Origin of the sequence: Gordonia aichiensis NBRC 108223 (genome assembly GCF_000332975.1) — a bacterium.
GTDB classification, from domain to species: domain Bacteria; phylum Actinomycetota; class Actinomycetes; order Mycobacteriales; family Mycobacteriaceae; genus Gordonia; species Gordonia aichiensis.
In genome coordinates this window covers 1-16,135 of sequence record NZ_BANR01000014.1, presented here as the reverse complement: position 1 = coordinate 16,135, position 16,135 = coordinate 1, and the positions used below count along the sequence as shown (strand labels likewise).

Below are 16,135 nucleotides of genomic sequence, written 5' to 3'. Positions count from 1 at the left end.
CACCTCGTCGATAGACCACACCCTCGCGATGTGGCCCCGTCGTAGACAACAGTGTCGCGGCGGGGTCGCTGTCCTTCCTACGACCCTCCCACGACGCAGTGCCGTCAGTACGAGCAAGGAGTCCCTACATGGCATCACCCTCCGGATCGATCCCGCAGCCCTGCGCGGGTGAGACACAGGCGGATCCGAACTCGCCGACGGAGATGTTCGCAGTTCCCACGGCGCACCGCGGAGTCGGCCCGAGCACACGCACCGAGCGGTTCCCGCAACTGCGCGAAGATCATGACCTTCCCAGGTCGGTGCGTGACGAACTCGTGTCGTTGCTCGGTTCCCACGGGGCCGACCCCGCGTTACGCCTGGGGCTTTCGCCTGACAGCGACCCGCGCGAGATCGCAGCCACAGCGCGACGCATGCTGCAGGTCTGGCACGACCGGTCGACCGATGCGACGCTGACCGCACGTGGTCGCAAACTGTGCGGAATTGCGGTCGCGACGTGCAAGGAGATCCTCCAGGAAATCGAGGCGGCCACGCCGGTCTCGCCGACGACGCCGTCGCCTTCTGATGCGCTGAGCGCGGGCCCAGCAGGGGGTTCCGACGGGCTGCGGGACTCGGTCCCCGACACTACGTCGACGCCAGGCCCGACAGCGCGGCCCGTGCATCCGAACTCGCTGCCGAGCGTCCCTCGCGCGCGAGGCGGGTGGTTTCGTTTTGGACGAGGGCGTTGACGGGCGTCGGGACGCCGTACATGCGGCCGAGCAGCACGATCTCGCCGGACAAGTAGTCGGTTTCGACGCTGCCAGAACCACGCGCGACGCTCTGCCACGTCGAACTGCCCAGCGAACTCTCGCCGGTGTCGCGGCGGACGATTGCGTCACCACGTCGATCCTGGTCGGTGGCTTCCGACACGACGTCGATGCCTGCCGCCTCGAGAACCCGTTCGCCTTCGGCCCGTGCGCGCCGGACGAGTTCGTCGAACGCATCGCCGTCGTTGCGGAAGCTGGCGTCGATACCGTTGACGAGATTCATGATCAGCTTGCGGTACTTCCACGCCATGATGTCCGGGCGTGGCTCGGAGAGGAAGGTCGCGGTCCTCAGCGTCGACGAAATCGCCTGTCTCACTTCGTCTGTACCTGACGGGTATCGCCCGACGTCGAGGATTCCGGGTCGATTCGACGACCCTTGAACCACGACTCCCGGTTCGAGATGGAGTGCCGGCAGCATCACGCAGATCGAGTACACGTGCGGGAACACGCGCAGCAGTTGACGTTCGTTGGCGACGCCGTTCTGCGCGGACACGACCGGCGTGTTGGCGGGCATGTGGGCGCGGAGATCGTCGATCGCGGCGGCGGTTTGCTGAGATTTGACCGCGAGGAGAACGACGGCATCGTCGCCCCAGTTCACCTCCGAGGCATTCGACGCAAGTGCGGTTGAAACCGACTGTCGCCCGTCTGCGGTGTCGAGGACGAGTCCGTGTTCGCGCATCGCACGCAGATGCTCGCCGCGCGCGACCAGAGTTGTCTCAGCTCCCGAAAGTGCCAGGTGAGCACCGATGACTCCGCCGATTGCTCCCGCACCGTAGATGACGAAACGCATGGTTTCAGGGTAGGTGCGAACGGCGGGATGGCGGAGGGTACGCGGTGTGGGTCATGCCGGGCGGCCTGTCGGCGGTGGCATTGTACGACGGTGGGCGGAGTGAGCACTTGCGCGTAGCGTGAAAACCATGACTGCTGACAACACCGAATTCGAGCGCATCGGCGAGCTGATCTCCAAGGCCAACGTCGCCTTTGTCACCACCAGTGAATCCGACGGCAGGCTGCTGAGTCGGCCGCTCGCCGTGCTGGACCGAAAGTTCGACGGCGATCTCTACTTCTTCACCGTCGACCCATCGCCGAAGACCGGTCAGGTCGCCGACGACTCACACGTCAATGTGAGTCTCCAGGCCGACGACAGCTACCTGTCGATCGCGGGTACGGCGTCGGTCACCCACGATCAGAAGCTCATCGACGAACTCTGGAACCCGCACGCCGAAGCCTGGTTCGAGAAGGGTCGGGAGGACCCAGGCGTCGCGCTGCTGAAGGTGCATGCCGACTCCGCCGAGTACTGGACTCTCGACAGCCCGAAACCCGTTGCGCTACTGAAGTACGCCAAGGCGATCGTGTCCGGAGATCAACCCGACGTCGCCAGCAACAAGTCGGTGGAGCTCTGACGGTCGGTACAGCCGGACTCGCAAGTCAGTCGACTCCGAGCCGACGCGCGACCTCCGGTCCTCCGACGGTGCGTATGAACTCGGGATCACCGCACACCACGAGTTGGTCGCGCGCCCGCGACAAGCCCACGTAGAGGCGCTCCGTCGACCTGTCTCGCGGCTGGGATTCGTTGAGTGAGAGCACGATCACTCGACGCTCTAGTCCTTTGAAGCCGAGTACGTGGCCGTAGAAGACCTGGTCGTCGTCCCAGAACGTGGCCCAGTACGACTTGTTGCCCTCGGCCTGCCGTTCGATCTGCTCCGGGTGTCGGCTGCCGGTGGTGAGCAGCGCGATGTCTTCGGGACGCCAGCCGTCGTCGAGAAGGACGTCGATCTGGTCGTCGGCCGCCTCGAGCGACTCTTCTGCGGTACACGGAATGAATCGAACGTCGGGGCCTTCGCCGCCCTTGAGTAGCATGCGTTGTCCGACAAGCGAACTGAATGAGCTGGCGATCTGGCGCGTGTTACGGAGATTGTGATCGAGGACGATGGGTACGAGCGGGACCGGCGGTGATCCCTGCCTGTCGAAGACCCGCTGCGCCTCGTCGCTGAACACATAGATTCCGCTCTTCTCCTGGTCGCGCAGGCTTGCGAGGAGCGGTGGCCACCATTCGTCGGCGAAGTCCTGCGCCTCGTCGACGATGATCGAATCGAATCTCTTGCCGGGCGGGAGCGCGTCGGCCAGGTCGCGCATCTGTTGCGGCAGTTCGTGTTCCCAGAACTGGGACGCAGCCTCGCTGCGTACGGACTCGTCGGGACCGGCAGCGGCACCCCATTGGATACCGAGGTCGTGGAACTCGCCGACGTACGACGGTCGGTCCTTGCGGTTCCATGCCGACGTGATGCGTTCGAGGTACGACGCGAGACCGTGCGAGTAGCAGACCAACGCGACGCGCTGTCCTGCTCGCGTGAGGCGTCGCGCCTGCTCCAGCGCGAGGAAGGTCTTTCCGCTCCCGGCACCGCCGCGGATCTCGACGCGCGGCAACGCGTCGATGGCGCGCAGGATGACCGCTTGGTCTGCGGTGAGTGCATCGGCGACGTTCTCGTTGTCGATGGCGCGTGCAACGACGTCGCGTTGTGGAAGGCCCCGGCCGCCGAGCGCCACCACGAGTTGCTCGATACCGGTGTTGTCGAGGAACGGTAGATCGGGAGTCTTTTGCAACAGCACCCGTCGTACCAGAGGCATCACCTCGTCGAGTTGCGTGCGGTCGATGATCTTCCACCGTGGGCAGTCCGGTAGCGCGAAATCGGCGGGGACCTGCGAGTGCGGAAAGACGACGAGATGATCCCAGCGTCGGCGGCCCTGCGTCCACCGCGGGTCGGCCTCGACGAAATCGCGAAGCGCATAGCAGCCCTCCAACGCCTGACGGACCGGCGCTATCCGTTTCGGTGGTCGGCCGCTGCGTGTCTGCCACCACGACTCGCCGTCGTGCCACACCTCGCCACCTTTGACCTCGAGGCAGGCGATTCCCGCGCCGTCGATGGCCACCACCAGATCGATCTCGTGGTCCTTGTCATGGTCGGTGACTCGTTGATTCGCGACGAGTAGGTCCGCGTCGGAGAGTTGCTCTTTCAGCCGTTGCCATACCGCCTCCTCGGCATTCGACGCGAAGCGAGGTGCCTGCGGGATCGTGTGCGGCATGCGTCAACCCTCTCGACTGCTGTGATGTGCGGCGCGTCTCTCATGCATGGTGCGTTGAGTAAGTGTGCCAGGCGAGTCCGACATTGCGGGCGAGGTACAGGACCGGAAGACAAGCCGAAACCATGTTCGACAGATCCTTGAGGATGTCGGATTAGTCCGCTATTGTAGAACACACATTCGATCGACCGCCGGCCGATTACATGGCTGGATGTGGTTGCTCGACTACTCAGCATTCTTCACCGATCAGAAGTTTCGACGGCACGTGTTCAGGGCGGGGGTGGTGTCAGATGCCTGGCAACGATGGCGAAATCCTCGGCGAGCGTGCTGGTTTGGTGTCGACGTCGATGAGTTCGGCCGTCCTTGACTCCGCCTTGCCAGGCTCCCCGGATGCTGCGATTGCCGAGAAACTGCGTCAGTTGGCTGTGGCGCTCGATGAGTTGGCACAGGTCGATGTGTCGACATTGTCGGATGCCGCCGTGGCCGAGGCCGCAGTGCACGCTGAGCGGTTGGCGAGGCGGACGTCGAGCGCCGTCACCGATCGGTTGATCGTGGAGGCATCCGACCGAGATATACCGCGCAAGCTCGGGTGCCGCGATGTCCGTGGCTTTCTGTCACACCATCTGCACATCGGCGATCCCGCCGCACGTCATCGATTGATCACAGCGACAGGAACATTCACTTCATACAGTGGCGAACAGCTGACGCCTGCCTGTCCCCGCTTGGCAGAGCACGTCGTGGAGGGCACGATTGGCGGTGCACATGCCCAGGCCGTGCTGGATATCTTGAAAGCCATCCCACACGATGTCCCTGACGACACCAAGGCTGCCGCCGAGGCGCAGATGGCCGATTACGCAACACAATTCACCCCAGCCGAAGTGACCAATCTGGGCACGCGATTGTTGGCGCATCTGGATCCGGATGGCTCACTCACCGACGACAAGGACCGCAAACGACGGCGTCGGCTGTGGGTGAATCGGCAGAACGCACAGTTGATGTCGCGTCTGACCGCCGATCTCGATCCGGTGGCGCGGGCCCGTCTCGATGTGGTGCTGGAGGCATGGGCCAGCCCTGGGATGAACAATCCCGACGACCCTGCCTCTCCGTCAGGTCCCGCCACGTCCGCCAATGCCGAAGACGTAGCGGCTGCAGCTGAACGTGACACGCGCTCGCGCGCACAGCGCAACCACGACGCGCTCTCAGCGCTGTTGGAGCGCGTCCTGGCGTCGGGGATGCTTGGTAATACCCACAGGGGACTGCCGATCCAGGTGATTGTGAAAACGACGCTGGCTGAGCTCGAAGCAGGCGCAGGGGTGGCGCAGACCGCGACCGGGTCGCTGCTGCCGATCGCCGATGTAGTCGAGATGGCCGCTTCCAGTGGCGCCCAACCGTTCCTGGCGGTATTCGCCGATCACACCACGGTTCCGCTGTATCTGGGTAGGTCCAAACGGATCGCCACGGTGGGACAGCGCTTCGCGTCGTTCGCCTCCGACGGAGGCAGCATGTGTTCGGCTCCGGGATGCACGGAACCAGCCTCCCGCGTGCAGATGCATCATGCGGTCAAAGACTGGGCCGACGGTGGGCTCACCGATATCGATCAGTTGGTGCCGGCTTGCGCCATCCACAACCGCAGGGTTGGGCCGAAGCCCGGCCAGTACACCACGCGCATCATCACTGAAGGACCAGACACCGGCCGCGTCGCGTGGCGACTCAACTCCGCGCCGGGTATGCCGCTCAACCCTGAGCACATCAACCGAGCTGCTGACGTCGCCGCTGATTTCCGCGACTACCTTGCCCACCGTTCACCCGGTACCACAAGCGATGTCGGTGGTACCGACGCTTCTGCCGGTGCCTGTTCGAGAGGTGACTTCCCCACGGCGGACGAGAAGAGCACGGGAACTTCCGACGGGTCGCGACGCGGCAATGACACCGCGCGCAGTTCGGTCGAGGCCTCTCTGTCCTCCACGGTGCCGCGGGGGCTCGTCCTTGTCAGCGACACGCGGGTCGACCTCAGTTGGAGACCGTTCGATCCTGACGCACCCGATCCGCCGAAGCCGCCACAGCCGCCGAGACCGCCGGACCCTCCGGGCGGCGGCGTCGACCCACCGGGCGGGACTGACCCGCCATCGCTGCCCGACGCTGCCTGACACGCTCCAGGGGTGTTCAACCGCGTAGCCGCACCAAGTCTCACCCCGCCACCACACCAGGTGGCGGGGCATAGGGAGTTTGTTCGATGAGTGCGAATCATTCGACGTTGCAGCCTCGTCTGACGGATCCAGCGAGATGTTGCCCGGCCAGCGTTGTGGGCACTCAACCGAGTTCTTCGTCTTCGAGCGCAGCGTCGGACTTCACCTGCTCCATGTGTTCGCGCATGGTCTTCTCCGGCAGCCGGTAATGCACGGCGACGTAGAACACGATGACGCTGAACACAACTGTCACGATGTTGGCTGGCCAGAATCCGAGAGTAGCGGAGTCATCGAGATCGCCTGCGAGGTAGGAGATCAGTGCCAGACCGGCCAGCCAGATGATGATCCATGAGCCCGAGCGCATCTCCAGCACCGGCTGGTCGTAGACCATCTCGAGGACGGCGAGTAACACCAGGCCGATGAGGACCGCGATGAAAAGCTTGAAGTTGATCGTCCACGTCGACCAGATCACGATGAGATTCGACGAGACGAACGCGAGGACAGGGATCACGTCGCCACCCGGGACACGGAAGGGGCGGTCGAGTTCTGGTGCGGCACGGCGCAATGCGGCCACAACGACAGGTCCCGCGGCGAAGGACAGTACCGTCGCGGACGTGATGAACCCGACGAGCTGCTGCCAACTCGGGAACGGCAGCAGCACGATCAGTCCGAGCACAAATGCGACCAGCAGACTGATGAGCGGGACGCCGCGGTGCGTCGTCTTGGCCAGCGGCCGTGGCGCGTTACCGTTGCGGGCCATGGCGTACGAGACACGCGCGGTGACAGTGGTGTAGATCAGACCGGTGTCGGCGGGTGACACGATCGCGTCGATGTAGAGCAACGTGGCCAGCCATGCCAGTCCGAGAGCGGTGGCGATGGCGGCCAGCGGACCGAAATCGTTCTTGAAGCCCATCTCCGACCAGCCCCTGGCGAAGTCGGCGGGATTGAGCGAACCGATGAACGCCACCTGGAGCGCCACATAGATGACGCCGGTGAGCACCACCGAGCCGATGACGGCGATAGGTACGTACTTGCGTGGGTTCGACGTTTCTCCGGCAAGCTCGATTCCCTGGCGAAAACCGAGAAAGGAGAACACGATTCCCGACGTCGCGATGGCTTCGAAGACGCCCTGCCAGTGGTTGGGCATGAAGCCCTGCGAGGTGAAGTTGTCGGTGCGGAACTGGGTTGCCAGAAACGCGATGACGACGATCAGGATGATCGCGAGTTTCCACCACACCAGCACGTTGTTGATGCGGGCAAACCAGCGCACGCCGACGTAGTTGATGACGACGAACAGCGCCAGCAGCACGAATGCGAGGATGTAACCCAGTCCGGTAAGTGTGTGCACCGTACTGCCGTCGACGGTGCTCTTCTCGGTGAACGCCGCGTATTTGGTGGCGTACTGCAGTGCGCCCTCGACCTCGATCGGAGCGACAGTGCCGCAGGCGATCCAGAGGATCCAGCCACCGGTGTAGCTTGCGAACGAGCCGAAAACGATGTGCGGGAAGCGCACCACACCACCCGAGACCGGGAACATGGTGCCGAGTTCGGCAAAGGTGAGTGCGATGAGCAGAATCATGAAGGCGCCCAACGCCCACGAGATGATCGCAGCGGGGCCAGCCTTCTGCGCGGCGTTCATGGCGCCGAACAACCAGCCGCTGCCGATGATCGATCCCACGCTGGCGAACAGAAGACCGATGAGCCCGACATCGCGACGCAGCGTATGTTTGGCTGCCTCTGGTGAGTCCGAACTGGTGTGAGTCATCTCGCCTCCCCGCAACGGCACCGTGGTCTTGAGTCAACCTAACCGGTGAGGCGACCTCGGACTGCCGGAACGAGACCATTGCCGCCGAAATGTGTTGCAATAGTGCGTAAATCGGTCATATCTGACGGTGCTCGTCGTGGGGCGGCGTGCAACTCACAGATCGATATCGTGTTCGTCGAAGTCGACGTCGACGCGTTTCAACGGTTCGATGTGCTTGCGGCCGAGCCAGACCGGAGTGGTGTCGGGCTGGGTCGAATACAGGCCGTGCGAAGCCGACCGGACGCGGTCGTACTGGCTGGGCCAGCGGATGCTCTCGGCCAGCGCGTCGATGACGTCGCGGCCGCGATCGAGGACGCGCACCACATAGAAGGGTGCAGGCAGTACGTCGGATTTGCTTGTGTTGCATGGCTGGCAGGACAAGACCAAGTTCGCCAGGCCGTCGATCCCGGTGCGCGACCACGGGAGGACGTGGTCGACGTGACGCCCGGCGCGCAGGCGGGCGTTGCAGTAGAAGCAGTCGTTGCCGAACTGGTCGGCGAGGATGCCCGCGAGTCTGATCAGCGAAACGCGTTCGGTGCCGAAGAGGTGGTCGGCGATGTCGGGGCCGTCGTCGAGGACGTCGCGGTTCATGTGCCGCACGTCGTCGACCCATGCGAGTTGAAATGCAGGCTTCACCAGTGGAGCGAGCCGAGCGAGTGTGTGGTAGACGCCGGCGAAGAGGACGAGTCGATTGCCGTGGTCGGCGATGACGCGCGGCGAGTCAGTGCCCATCCACGAGTCGTCGTAGAGGAAGCATTCGTGGGTGTGGGTGCCGACCTGCTGCAACAGGTGCAGCGGATAGCGGACGAGAGCCTTCTTGATGGTGCGATGGGCCGTCGAGTAGTGCAGCGGGGCAGTCATTCTCGCGGTCTCGATGGGGACTTCGCGTAGGGAGTCGCATTCGTCCCGGAGGTTCTGGAGCGCGGAGAAGATGACACCGCGGCCGTCGCGCGATTGTCGAAGCACGAGCTGGTCCCGTTCGCTGAGTGGTCGCAGCTGGGTCCAGTAGAGCGCCATCACGCGGTCGGTCAGGTCGTCGAGGTCGATGGGTACCTCGGCCGCGGGGTCGTCGGGAACGGATTCGACGGCAAGGTCGAGGAGCGCGACCATCACCGCGAGCTTGTACGTCGACGTGCGCCTGCCACCCTCGAGCACCGCGACCAGCTGCTGGCCGAGCGTCAGGGGGTCGGAGGGCACGGGTCGAGTGTAGGACTGCGCACTGCCCGAACGCGGCTCGAGTTTGCAGACGCGGGTGGTACACCAGCCGCGTCTGCGAGTTTGGGCGGCGTTTGCGGATGACGGTTGTGGGTGCGATCTGCGACGCGGCTCAGACGAAGACCATGCCGCCATCCACGAGTATTGCCTCGTCGGTGACGTAGTCGGAGTCGGGTCCGCCGAGGACGGACACGAGGTTTTGCGGCGTCGGATCCCTTGGAGACTAGGGGCCGCTCGTCCCACCTCGGGTCAGGGACCCCGATGACGGCGGTTTCGAGGACGTCGGGGTGGCCCATGACGGCGTTCTCTAGGTCGACCTGGGAGATCCACTCGCCGCTGGCTGGATACTGACTTTCGTCGGCACTGCGGTGCGGTGAAGAGCGCGGAGCTTGCACGAGTGAGCTTTCTGGGCTTGATTACCCCTGTCCTTTAGGGCACATACGATTTGAGTAATGGATGGTTAAGCACTACGAAGGGCAGCGAACTCCGCAAAAATTGCTTCATCAAACTCTTCATGCCCGCGGGCGAAGCTCTTGAGGACGGCGCCATTATCCTTGAGTCGGTCGGTGAAGAACATTTCCGGGCTGTGGCAATGGCTGCAGTATCGATAGACAATAAACGGCGCCAGATCTATGAATCCTACTTGAGATTGAGAATAGATGTTGTCGAGTGCAAGTGGAGTGTTGGTTGAGATCGAACTAATTTCGAAGTCGGGGTGATCTCCCATCGCGACACCCACGCTAGCTTCGAATTTTCTGTATCGTCGATCGAATTCGATATGACGTACGAGAATCCATCTGTGGACTCCTAGGAAACTCGCTTTCTTAAGTGCTCTATCGAGAACGGGCTTCAACGTATCTGTGCGAGCCATAGCTTCACCCTTGGTAGTGGGACGAGAACCATGCGCCCAGCGATTACGTTCCTCGACTACCTCTCTCAGAATATCGACAAGCGCGGGCATCTTCTTCGAAGACGTAACCCCAGGAACATAATTGTCAAGGGCGCTGGAGTGTTCGGCCATTGCGGATGCCGCAGCCGTAATAAGCGGATGCCAAGAGCCGTGGCTAAGGCCCCGATCCATCCCTTGGAGGAAACGCTTGAACTCGGGATGATCGCTGCAATGGTCACGCATCCACGCTGCGGCGACAGCTCCCACGCAGATCGTGACACTCTCGCCAATGTCAAGGAGATATCCGTATTGTTGTAGCGGCTCGCTTGACATTTGATATGCCCGAACGCTTCGGGCAATCGGATAGGGAAGTCGAATGCGCGCGCTATCGAAGACGGTGTCCGATTGGGCGGGAGAAGTGAGATGCGTCGGGTTTTGCGGCGTGGGGTAGGACTGGATTGGGGGCGTCGACGCAGGAGCGGGTGGATTCGAGGGGACGGCGCCGATTGAGGGTAAGTTCGGTGATGACCATCCGGGTGCCGACTCATTCAGCCACCTATCGTCAACCGGCTGCGCAGACTGACTTAGATCCGTCGGTATGAAGGACGAGGGGGCTGTCGTCATAGGTTTTTCGGGATGAGCTACCGGATAGTCCCAGTGTTGAGCTGGCTGAATCGTTGACGATGGAGTCTGTGGCGAAGTTGGTGTGACAGAAATTGGTGAAGAAGTTGTCCGATTACGCTCTCTGAATGCGCGAAACAGTCGTCTAACTACACCCACCGGATAGAAGAAAATGAACCCCATCACAGGTCCGCCGACTAAGCTGTCAACCCAGACAGGCGTGCTCGGATCGTTGGCGGCGTTCTCAGCTGTCGGGAACAACAGGATGATTGAGAACAAAACAGTACAAGCTGCCTGGGTCCAGAATAGCCAATCGCGCAAAATCGGCCGATCGTAGACGCCGAGTATATACCGTCGTCGCCTTTTTATAGTTTCGAGAGTCACAAAGCCACGATATCCGCACTAGCCCGCTGATGTGAGGGAACGGATCCCGCGCCTGCTGCGCCGCCGCTCATGCGGGAAACGCGCCACGGTCAGCACGCCGACTACGTGCGCCCTTACGCAGATCAGTCTATTTCGATCACTCCTGCGCGCAGGCTAATAGAAGTGTTCACACTACTACAACCGGGTGACCTCGAGCCCTCCGTCGTGGAACGTCGACCGCAGCCGCTTCTTGTCGAACTTGCCGACGCTGGTCTTGGGGACCTCGGGGATGATGGTCCAGTTCTCCGGGAGCTGCCACTTGGCCACCTTGTCGGACAGGAACTCTCGCAGCGACTCGGGTGTGGCGTCGGAACCCTCGCTCAGCACCACGGCGACCAGGGGTCGCTCGTCCCACTTCGGGTCGGGGACGCCGATGACCGCTGCTTCGAGGACGTCGGGGTGGCCCATGACAGCGTTCTCGAGGTCGACCGAGGAGATCCACTCACCGCCGGACTTGATGATGTCCTTGGTGCGGTCGGTCAGCGTGAGGTAGCCGTCGGGCGTGATCGAGCCGACGTCGCCGGTGCGAAGCCAGCCGTCATCGAACTTGTCGGGAGCGTCGACGCCGTAGTAGGCCCCGGTGATCCACGGGCCGCGGACCTCGAGCTCGCCGACGGTCTTGCCGTCGTGGGGGAGGGTTTCGCCGTTGTCGCCGACGAGGCGTGCCTGTACAGACACCGGGAAGCGACCCTGCGTGTAGCGGTAGCGCCACCTCTCGTCGCCCTCGCTGCCGGCGGGCGGGCGGGCGACAGAGCCCAGTGGTGAGGTCTCGGTCATGCCCCAGGCGTGGAGTACCTCGACGTTGTGCTCGTCCTCGAAGACGTGCATCAACGACGGCGGCACCGCGGAGCCGCCGATGAGCACGTCACGCAGCGAGGAGATGTCCTGTGGGTGCTGGGTGAGGTACTGATGCAGGCCGAGCCAGATGGTCGGGACGGCTGCAGCGGTGGTCGGTTGCTCGGCGGTGATCAGCGCGGCGAGCGGTTCGGGCTGCAGGAAGCGGTCGGGCATGATCAACGACGCCCCGATCATGAACGCCGCATAGGGAAGACCCCATGACATTGCGTGGAACTGCGGCACGACGGCGAGTGCGCGGTCGCCCTGGCTGAGCCCCGGTCCGTCGGTCATGCAGACCTGCATGGAGTGCAGGTAGATCGAACGATGGCTGTAGGCAACACCTTTCGGATCGCCGGTGGTGCCCGACGTGTAACACATCGCAGCGGCGGAACGCTCGTCGACCTCGGGCCAGTCGAACTCGACGGGGTGCTCGGCGATCAGAGCTTCGTACGAGTGCACCTGCACGCCGTCGGGAGCGTCGACGCCGTCGGCCGAGTCGCCGGTGACGATGATGTGCTTGACGGTGGTGAGCTGCGGGAGCTGTGGGTTGAGCAGGGGCAGCAGCGACGCGTCGACGATGATGACCTGGTCCTCGGCGTGGTTGGCCACGTGGATCAGTTGCTCGGGGAAGAGTCGGATGTTGAGGGTGTGCAGGACCGCGCCCATTGAGGGCACGGCCAGGTAGGCCTCGAGGTGCTCGGCGTTGTTCCACATGAAGGTCGCAACGCGCTGGTCGCCGTCGATGCCGAGTCCGCGCAGTGCGTGTGCCAACTGTGCGCAGCGTCGTCCGACGTCGGCGTAGCTACGACGCCGCGAGCCGTCTCCGGTCCAGGTCACGACCTCGGCGTCGCCGTGGACCGTGCTGCCGTGGCGCAGGATCTGCGCGATCTGCAGCGGTGCGTCTTGCATGGTGCTCTGCATGGGTGCTCCTGGGGCTCGCGTGGGTCGTTGTGGCGGTGCTGGGGTTGAGGGTGGCGGAGTGACTCCGATCACGGTGTCGATTATGCAGAATCGGACAGGCGTGTGGAGCGGCGGGGGAGATCTCTTCGAGAAGTCTGTTGGTCGAGCGAGCCATGCGATGGGTTGACGGCCTATCGCCGACGGCGCACAGCCCGGTCGGCGAAGGCATCGAGCGCGCCAGTCACCTCGACGGCCTGCCACATTCGACTTCTGTAGAGCCCGTGAACTCCTCCAGAATCCCGGCATCGACGAGCGGTCGATTTTTGCTCTGCCAGCGTTGTCGGCGGAGATGTCCAGCTGTGCTGCAACCTCCTTCCTGTCGAGGACCGGGCGGCGCGGCAGGACGTCGAGGAGTCGTTGGGCTGCGGACCCACGTCGGGCGTGGAGTCGGGGTGTCCAAGCCAGCCGCTATTGTCGTGTAGGTCGGCGACCTTCACCCTTCTGTGTCTACCGCGAGAAGCGCAGCGTGCGCGATCCTTCGACGATCGGCGAGATGTCGACGCTGCATCTGACGGCATGGGTTCTGCCTACCTTCGCTTGGCCGCATAAGTGAGGGTATGGAGCCTGACGTTGGCGGCGACTTCGGGCGGCTCCGACGAGTCGGTGAGGCAAACGTCCTTCGTTAGAGTGTGCGCGTGGCTGTTGCATCTTCACCGCGAGGACATGTGTTTGCTGTCCACGGACGACTCGAAACGGTGCGCTATGACGAGGTAATCGTCCCAACCGACCGTCGCTTCCGAGTTGGCTCGACGTGGGATGGTGTGCTGAGCGGGGTTCGCCCGGTGCGGCCTGACAACTGGGGAAGGGGATACGGGCGCAGTCAGGAGAATGCGGGGGTCTGGTTTATCAGCGTGTTCGACGACGTTGCAGTGACGGGCGATGAACTCGAACAACGGCTTGACGTTCTAGTGGGTGCGATAGTTGCAGAATCCAGGTTGTCGTCGGTGGACCGTCGTGTCGTCGCACTGCCGGTCCTCGGGCTTGGTGGAGGCGCTCAGGGCGCGCGTCGTGGCGAAGTCATTCGCGAGTTGGTGGCCGCGTTGTCTAGGATCGCTTCTCAACACGGCGTCGACATCGCGTTGGTAACTCCCGACCTTGCCGTACACGGAGCGATTCAGCATCTTCGTCGACAGCATTCGGAGACTCACTTCGAGTTGTCGCGAACGGAGGCCGACGCAGCCGCCGAACTCGGGGCCCTTGCACAACAGGGACACCTTGCGCTGTTCTTAGGCGCGGGGGTCAGTATGGCAGCGGGGCTGCCGAGTTGGGGCCAACTGCTGCGAGATCTCTCGCGGCATGCAAAGATCGCGAGTTCTGATTTCGATAGCCTTGCGGATTCGCCGCTGGATCAAGCTGAGCTTATTTCACTGCATCTGAACGACCGGCTGGGGTCCACCGTGGCGGCGATTGTGCGTGCTAAGACCCAGGTATCGCTAGCTCATGCGTTGTTAGCCGGACTCGATTGCGGCGAGGTGGTCACAACGAACTATGACGGGCTCTACGAGCTCGCCGTCGAATCGACCGGGCGTCCTCGGCCCGTTCAGCTTCCCCGAGAAACTGTGCGCGCCGGCCGCCCTTGGCTGCTGAAGATGCACGGCGACGTCAGTGACGAGGACAGCATCGTCCTGACGCGACGCAGCTTCGTTCGGTACGACGCACAATCCCGCCCGGCGGGTTCTCTCTTGCAATCACTGATGATGACGAAACATCTGTTGGTAGTTGGGACATCGATGTCCGACGACAACGTCATCAGGCTCGCCGTCGAGGTCGACGACTTCCTCAAGAGCGACGCCCACTTCGGAACATTCGTGGACGTATCTGCGCCATCTGCGCGAACAAAGCTGTGGGAGAAGCGCTTTCACTGGCTCAACTGTGCCGGGGATGACACCGCTGCTCGCGTTCGACGGATGGAGATCTTCCTCGACGCAGTCGGAATGTTCGCGGCCACTGATGCGTCGTGGCTTCTTGACGGTAGGTTTGCGGGGCTGCTCGAACCGACCGACCGTAAGATAACAGCTGAGGCGCGTCGTGTGGCACAGAAGGCCTTTGAGTCTGGGAGCGGGCTATTGCAGCCTCTGCAGCAACGGCTCGGCGAGCTCGGAGCTAAGAGGCAAACCAAGCTGCCGAGGCTCTCGCGAACACGCGCAACGCTTCAATAAGCGTGGTCTGCCGTTGAGTGAAGATCGATGGACGCAAACGCCTACGCCGCCGCATGCGCAGGCAGCACCACGAGCGACCCGTCCTTTTTCTGCGTGATGTCGATGGTGATGTCACAGCGGCCGACGGAAGCTGTGCGTACTCTCCGAGACGTTGCAGAATCCGCGAAGTATTCAAAATCTTGTCGACCTCCCCCGAGGAGAACACCACGTCGCGTATGCCGTGAGAGCAGTCGAGCTCAAGTGTCGAAAGGCGGGAGGAGAACTGCTCGCAGTCGATCTTCCAGTTCTTCGAGCTCGGTTTGCTCCGCTTGGAGCGTAGCAGTGAAGCGAGTGAACGGGTTTGCCTTGCCCATCTGAGCGTGCTCAACTGCCAGCAGGATCATCCCCCGTTGCCTCATTGCTCGACTGAGGCTGGTGCAGCGGACCTGGCAGTTCTCCTTCGTTCCGGCGTGTTACCGCGAAGCCGGAACACCTATGGTTCCGCGTTAAGAAATCCAAGATGATGGGAGCGCTCATCTGATGACGGTGGGAACTGCCGCAAGTCGTCCGGACCGTGCTGCATAGTTGGTTCCGTTCGGACAGTCGGCGAACATGGTGTGGAGTTTGGTCGTGCGAGCGGGCAGTGGCAGGAGTGAAGAATGGCTGATTCGAGGAGCGACTTCGGTTGGGGTCTGGGCGGTAGCCCCGCGCGCAATGTCTCTGTCCACGATGAGCTCCGGTACTCGCAAGGAGCAGGTCAGACGGACTTGGTTGTCGACGGAGTGCGTAACTTCCACTGGTTGATGAGCCCGGCCGAGCTCTCGCGGCCGAAGGTGCTCCTAGAGGCCGGGATCAACGCTCCCGCTGAAGTCGTCGATTGCGACGGGTTCCGCAGGAGGCCCTTAATTGCGATCAGGTCGAGTCCGTGGAAGGCAGGCAGCAGCGTCACTCCGTGGCACGACGAGTTCGATCTCGACCACGGGCACATCAGATACTTCGGCGATCACAAGCCGACGACATTGGGCCTACCTGGCAGCACGAGGGGGAATCGACTACTGCTCGAGACCGCGAAGCTGCATGCCGGTACCTCTACCGATGAACGCGCGGCCGCCCCGCCCTTGCTGGTGTTCAGAGCAATTACGGTCTATAGGGACGGTCGCGCAGTGCATAAGGGGCTC

The 16,135-nt window shown here is 62.8% G+C and carries 9 protein-coding genes and 2 pseudogenes; 4 read left to right on the top strand and 7 right to left on the bottom strand.

The window, feature by feature from the left end; genetic code table 11:
* Positions 1 to 621: 621 nt before the first annotated feature.
* The gene (locus GOACH_RS14035) at positions 622 to 1,593 is read right to left on the bottom strand and encodes a ketopantoate reductase family protein (RefSeq protein WP_005175715.1); all 972 of its coding nucleotides are present in this window, start codon (positions 1,591 to 1,593) and stop codon (positions 622 to 624) included.
* A gap of 127 nt (positions 1,594 to 1,720) precedes the next feature.
* Between GOACH_RS14035 and GOACH_RS14030 the strand changes: the two genes are divergently transcribed.
* Positions 1,721 to 2,206 carry a pyridoxamine 5'-phosphate oxidase family protein gene (locus tag GOACH_RS14030; RefSeq protein WP_040518744.1) on the top strand — a complete coding sequence of 162 codons (486 nt, stop codon included), beginning with the start codon at positions 1,721 to 1,723 and terminating at the stop codon, positions 2,204 to 2,206.
* A gap of 25 nt (positions 2,207 to 2,231) precedes the next feature.
* On the opposite strand, the gene GOACH_RS14025 is transcribed toward GOACH_RS14030, so the two are convergent.
* Entirely contained in the window at positions 2,232 to 3,887 is a 1,656-nt protein-coding gene (locus GOACH_RS14025) for a nuclease-related domain-containing DEAD/DEAH box helicase (RefSeq protein WP_005175712.1), read from the bottom strand.
* 287 nt (positions 3,888 to 4,174) lie between these two features.
* Between GOACH_RS14025 and GOACH_RS14020 the strand changes: the two genes are divergently transcribed.
* Entirely contained in the window at positions 4,175 to 6,031 is a 1,857-nt protein-coding gene (locus tag GOACH_RS14020) for an HNH endonuclease signature motif containing protein (protein WP_005175711.1), read from the top strand.
* A gap of 163 nt (positions 6,032 to 6,194) precedes the next feature.
* Here GOACH_RS14020 and GOACH_RS14015 read toward each other — a convergent pair whose 3' ends face one another.
* From GOACH_RS14015 to GOACH_RS14005, 5 genes and pseudogenes are all read right to left on the bottom strand, one after another.
* Positions 6,195 to 7,835, bottom strand: a complete 1,641-nt coding sequence (locus GOACH_RS14015; RefSeq protein ID WP_005175710.1) for an APC family permease — start codon at positions 7,833 to 7,835, stop codon at positions 6,195 to 6,197.
* Positions 7,836 to 7,988: 153 nt separating this feature from the next.
* Positions 7,989 to 9,071: an HNH endonuclease gene (locus GOACH_RS14010; RefSeq protein WP_005175709.1), complete on the bottom strand. Its 1,083-nt coding sequence runs from the start codon at positions 9,069 to 9,071 to the stop codon at positions 7,989 to 7,991.
* Between the two features lie 203 nt (positions 9,072 to 9,274).
* Positions 9,275 to 9,430, bottom strand: a pseudogene (locus tag GOACH_RS23765) (AMP-binding enzyme); the annotation flags it as partial.
* A 119-nt stretch (positions 9,431 to 9,549) separates the two neighbouring features.
* Complete coding sequence (locus GOACH_RS23760) at positions 9,550 to 10,311, bottom strand: hypothetical protein (protein ID WP_157227719.1); 762 nt, start codon at positions 10,309 to 10,311, stop codon at positions 9,550 to 9,552.
* Between the two features lie 846 nt (positions 10,312 to 11,157).
* Positions 11,158 to 12,780 carry a long-chain fatty acid--CoA ligase gene (locus tag GOACH_RS14005; protein WP_005175707.1) on the bottom strand — a complete coding sequence of 541 codons (1,623 nt, stop codon included), beginning with the start codon at positions 12,778 to 12,780 and terminating at the stop codon, positions 11,158 to 11,160.
* 674 nt (positions 12,781 to 13,454) lie between these two features.
* Between GOACH_RS14005 and GOACH_RS14000 the strand changes: the two genes are divergently transcribed.
* Both GOACH_RS14000 and GOACH_RS13995 read left to right on the top strand, forming a co-directional pair.
* Positions 13,455 to 14,978, top strand: coding sequence for an SIR2 family protein (locus tag GOACH_RS14000; RefSeq protein WP_005175706.1), 1,524 nt, complete (start codon positions 13,455 to 13,457; stop codon positions 14,976 to 14,978).
* Between the two features lie 638 nt (positions 14,979 to 15,616).
* Positions 15,617 to 16,135, top strand: a pseudogene (locus GOACH_RS13995) (restriction endonuclease); the annotation flags it as partial.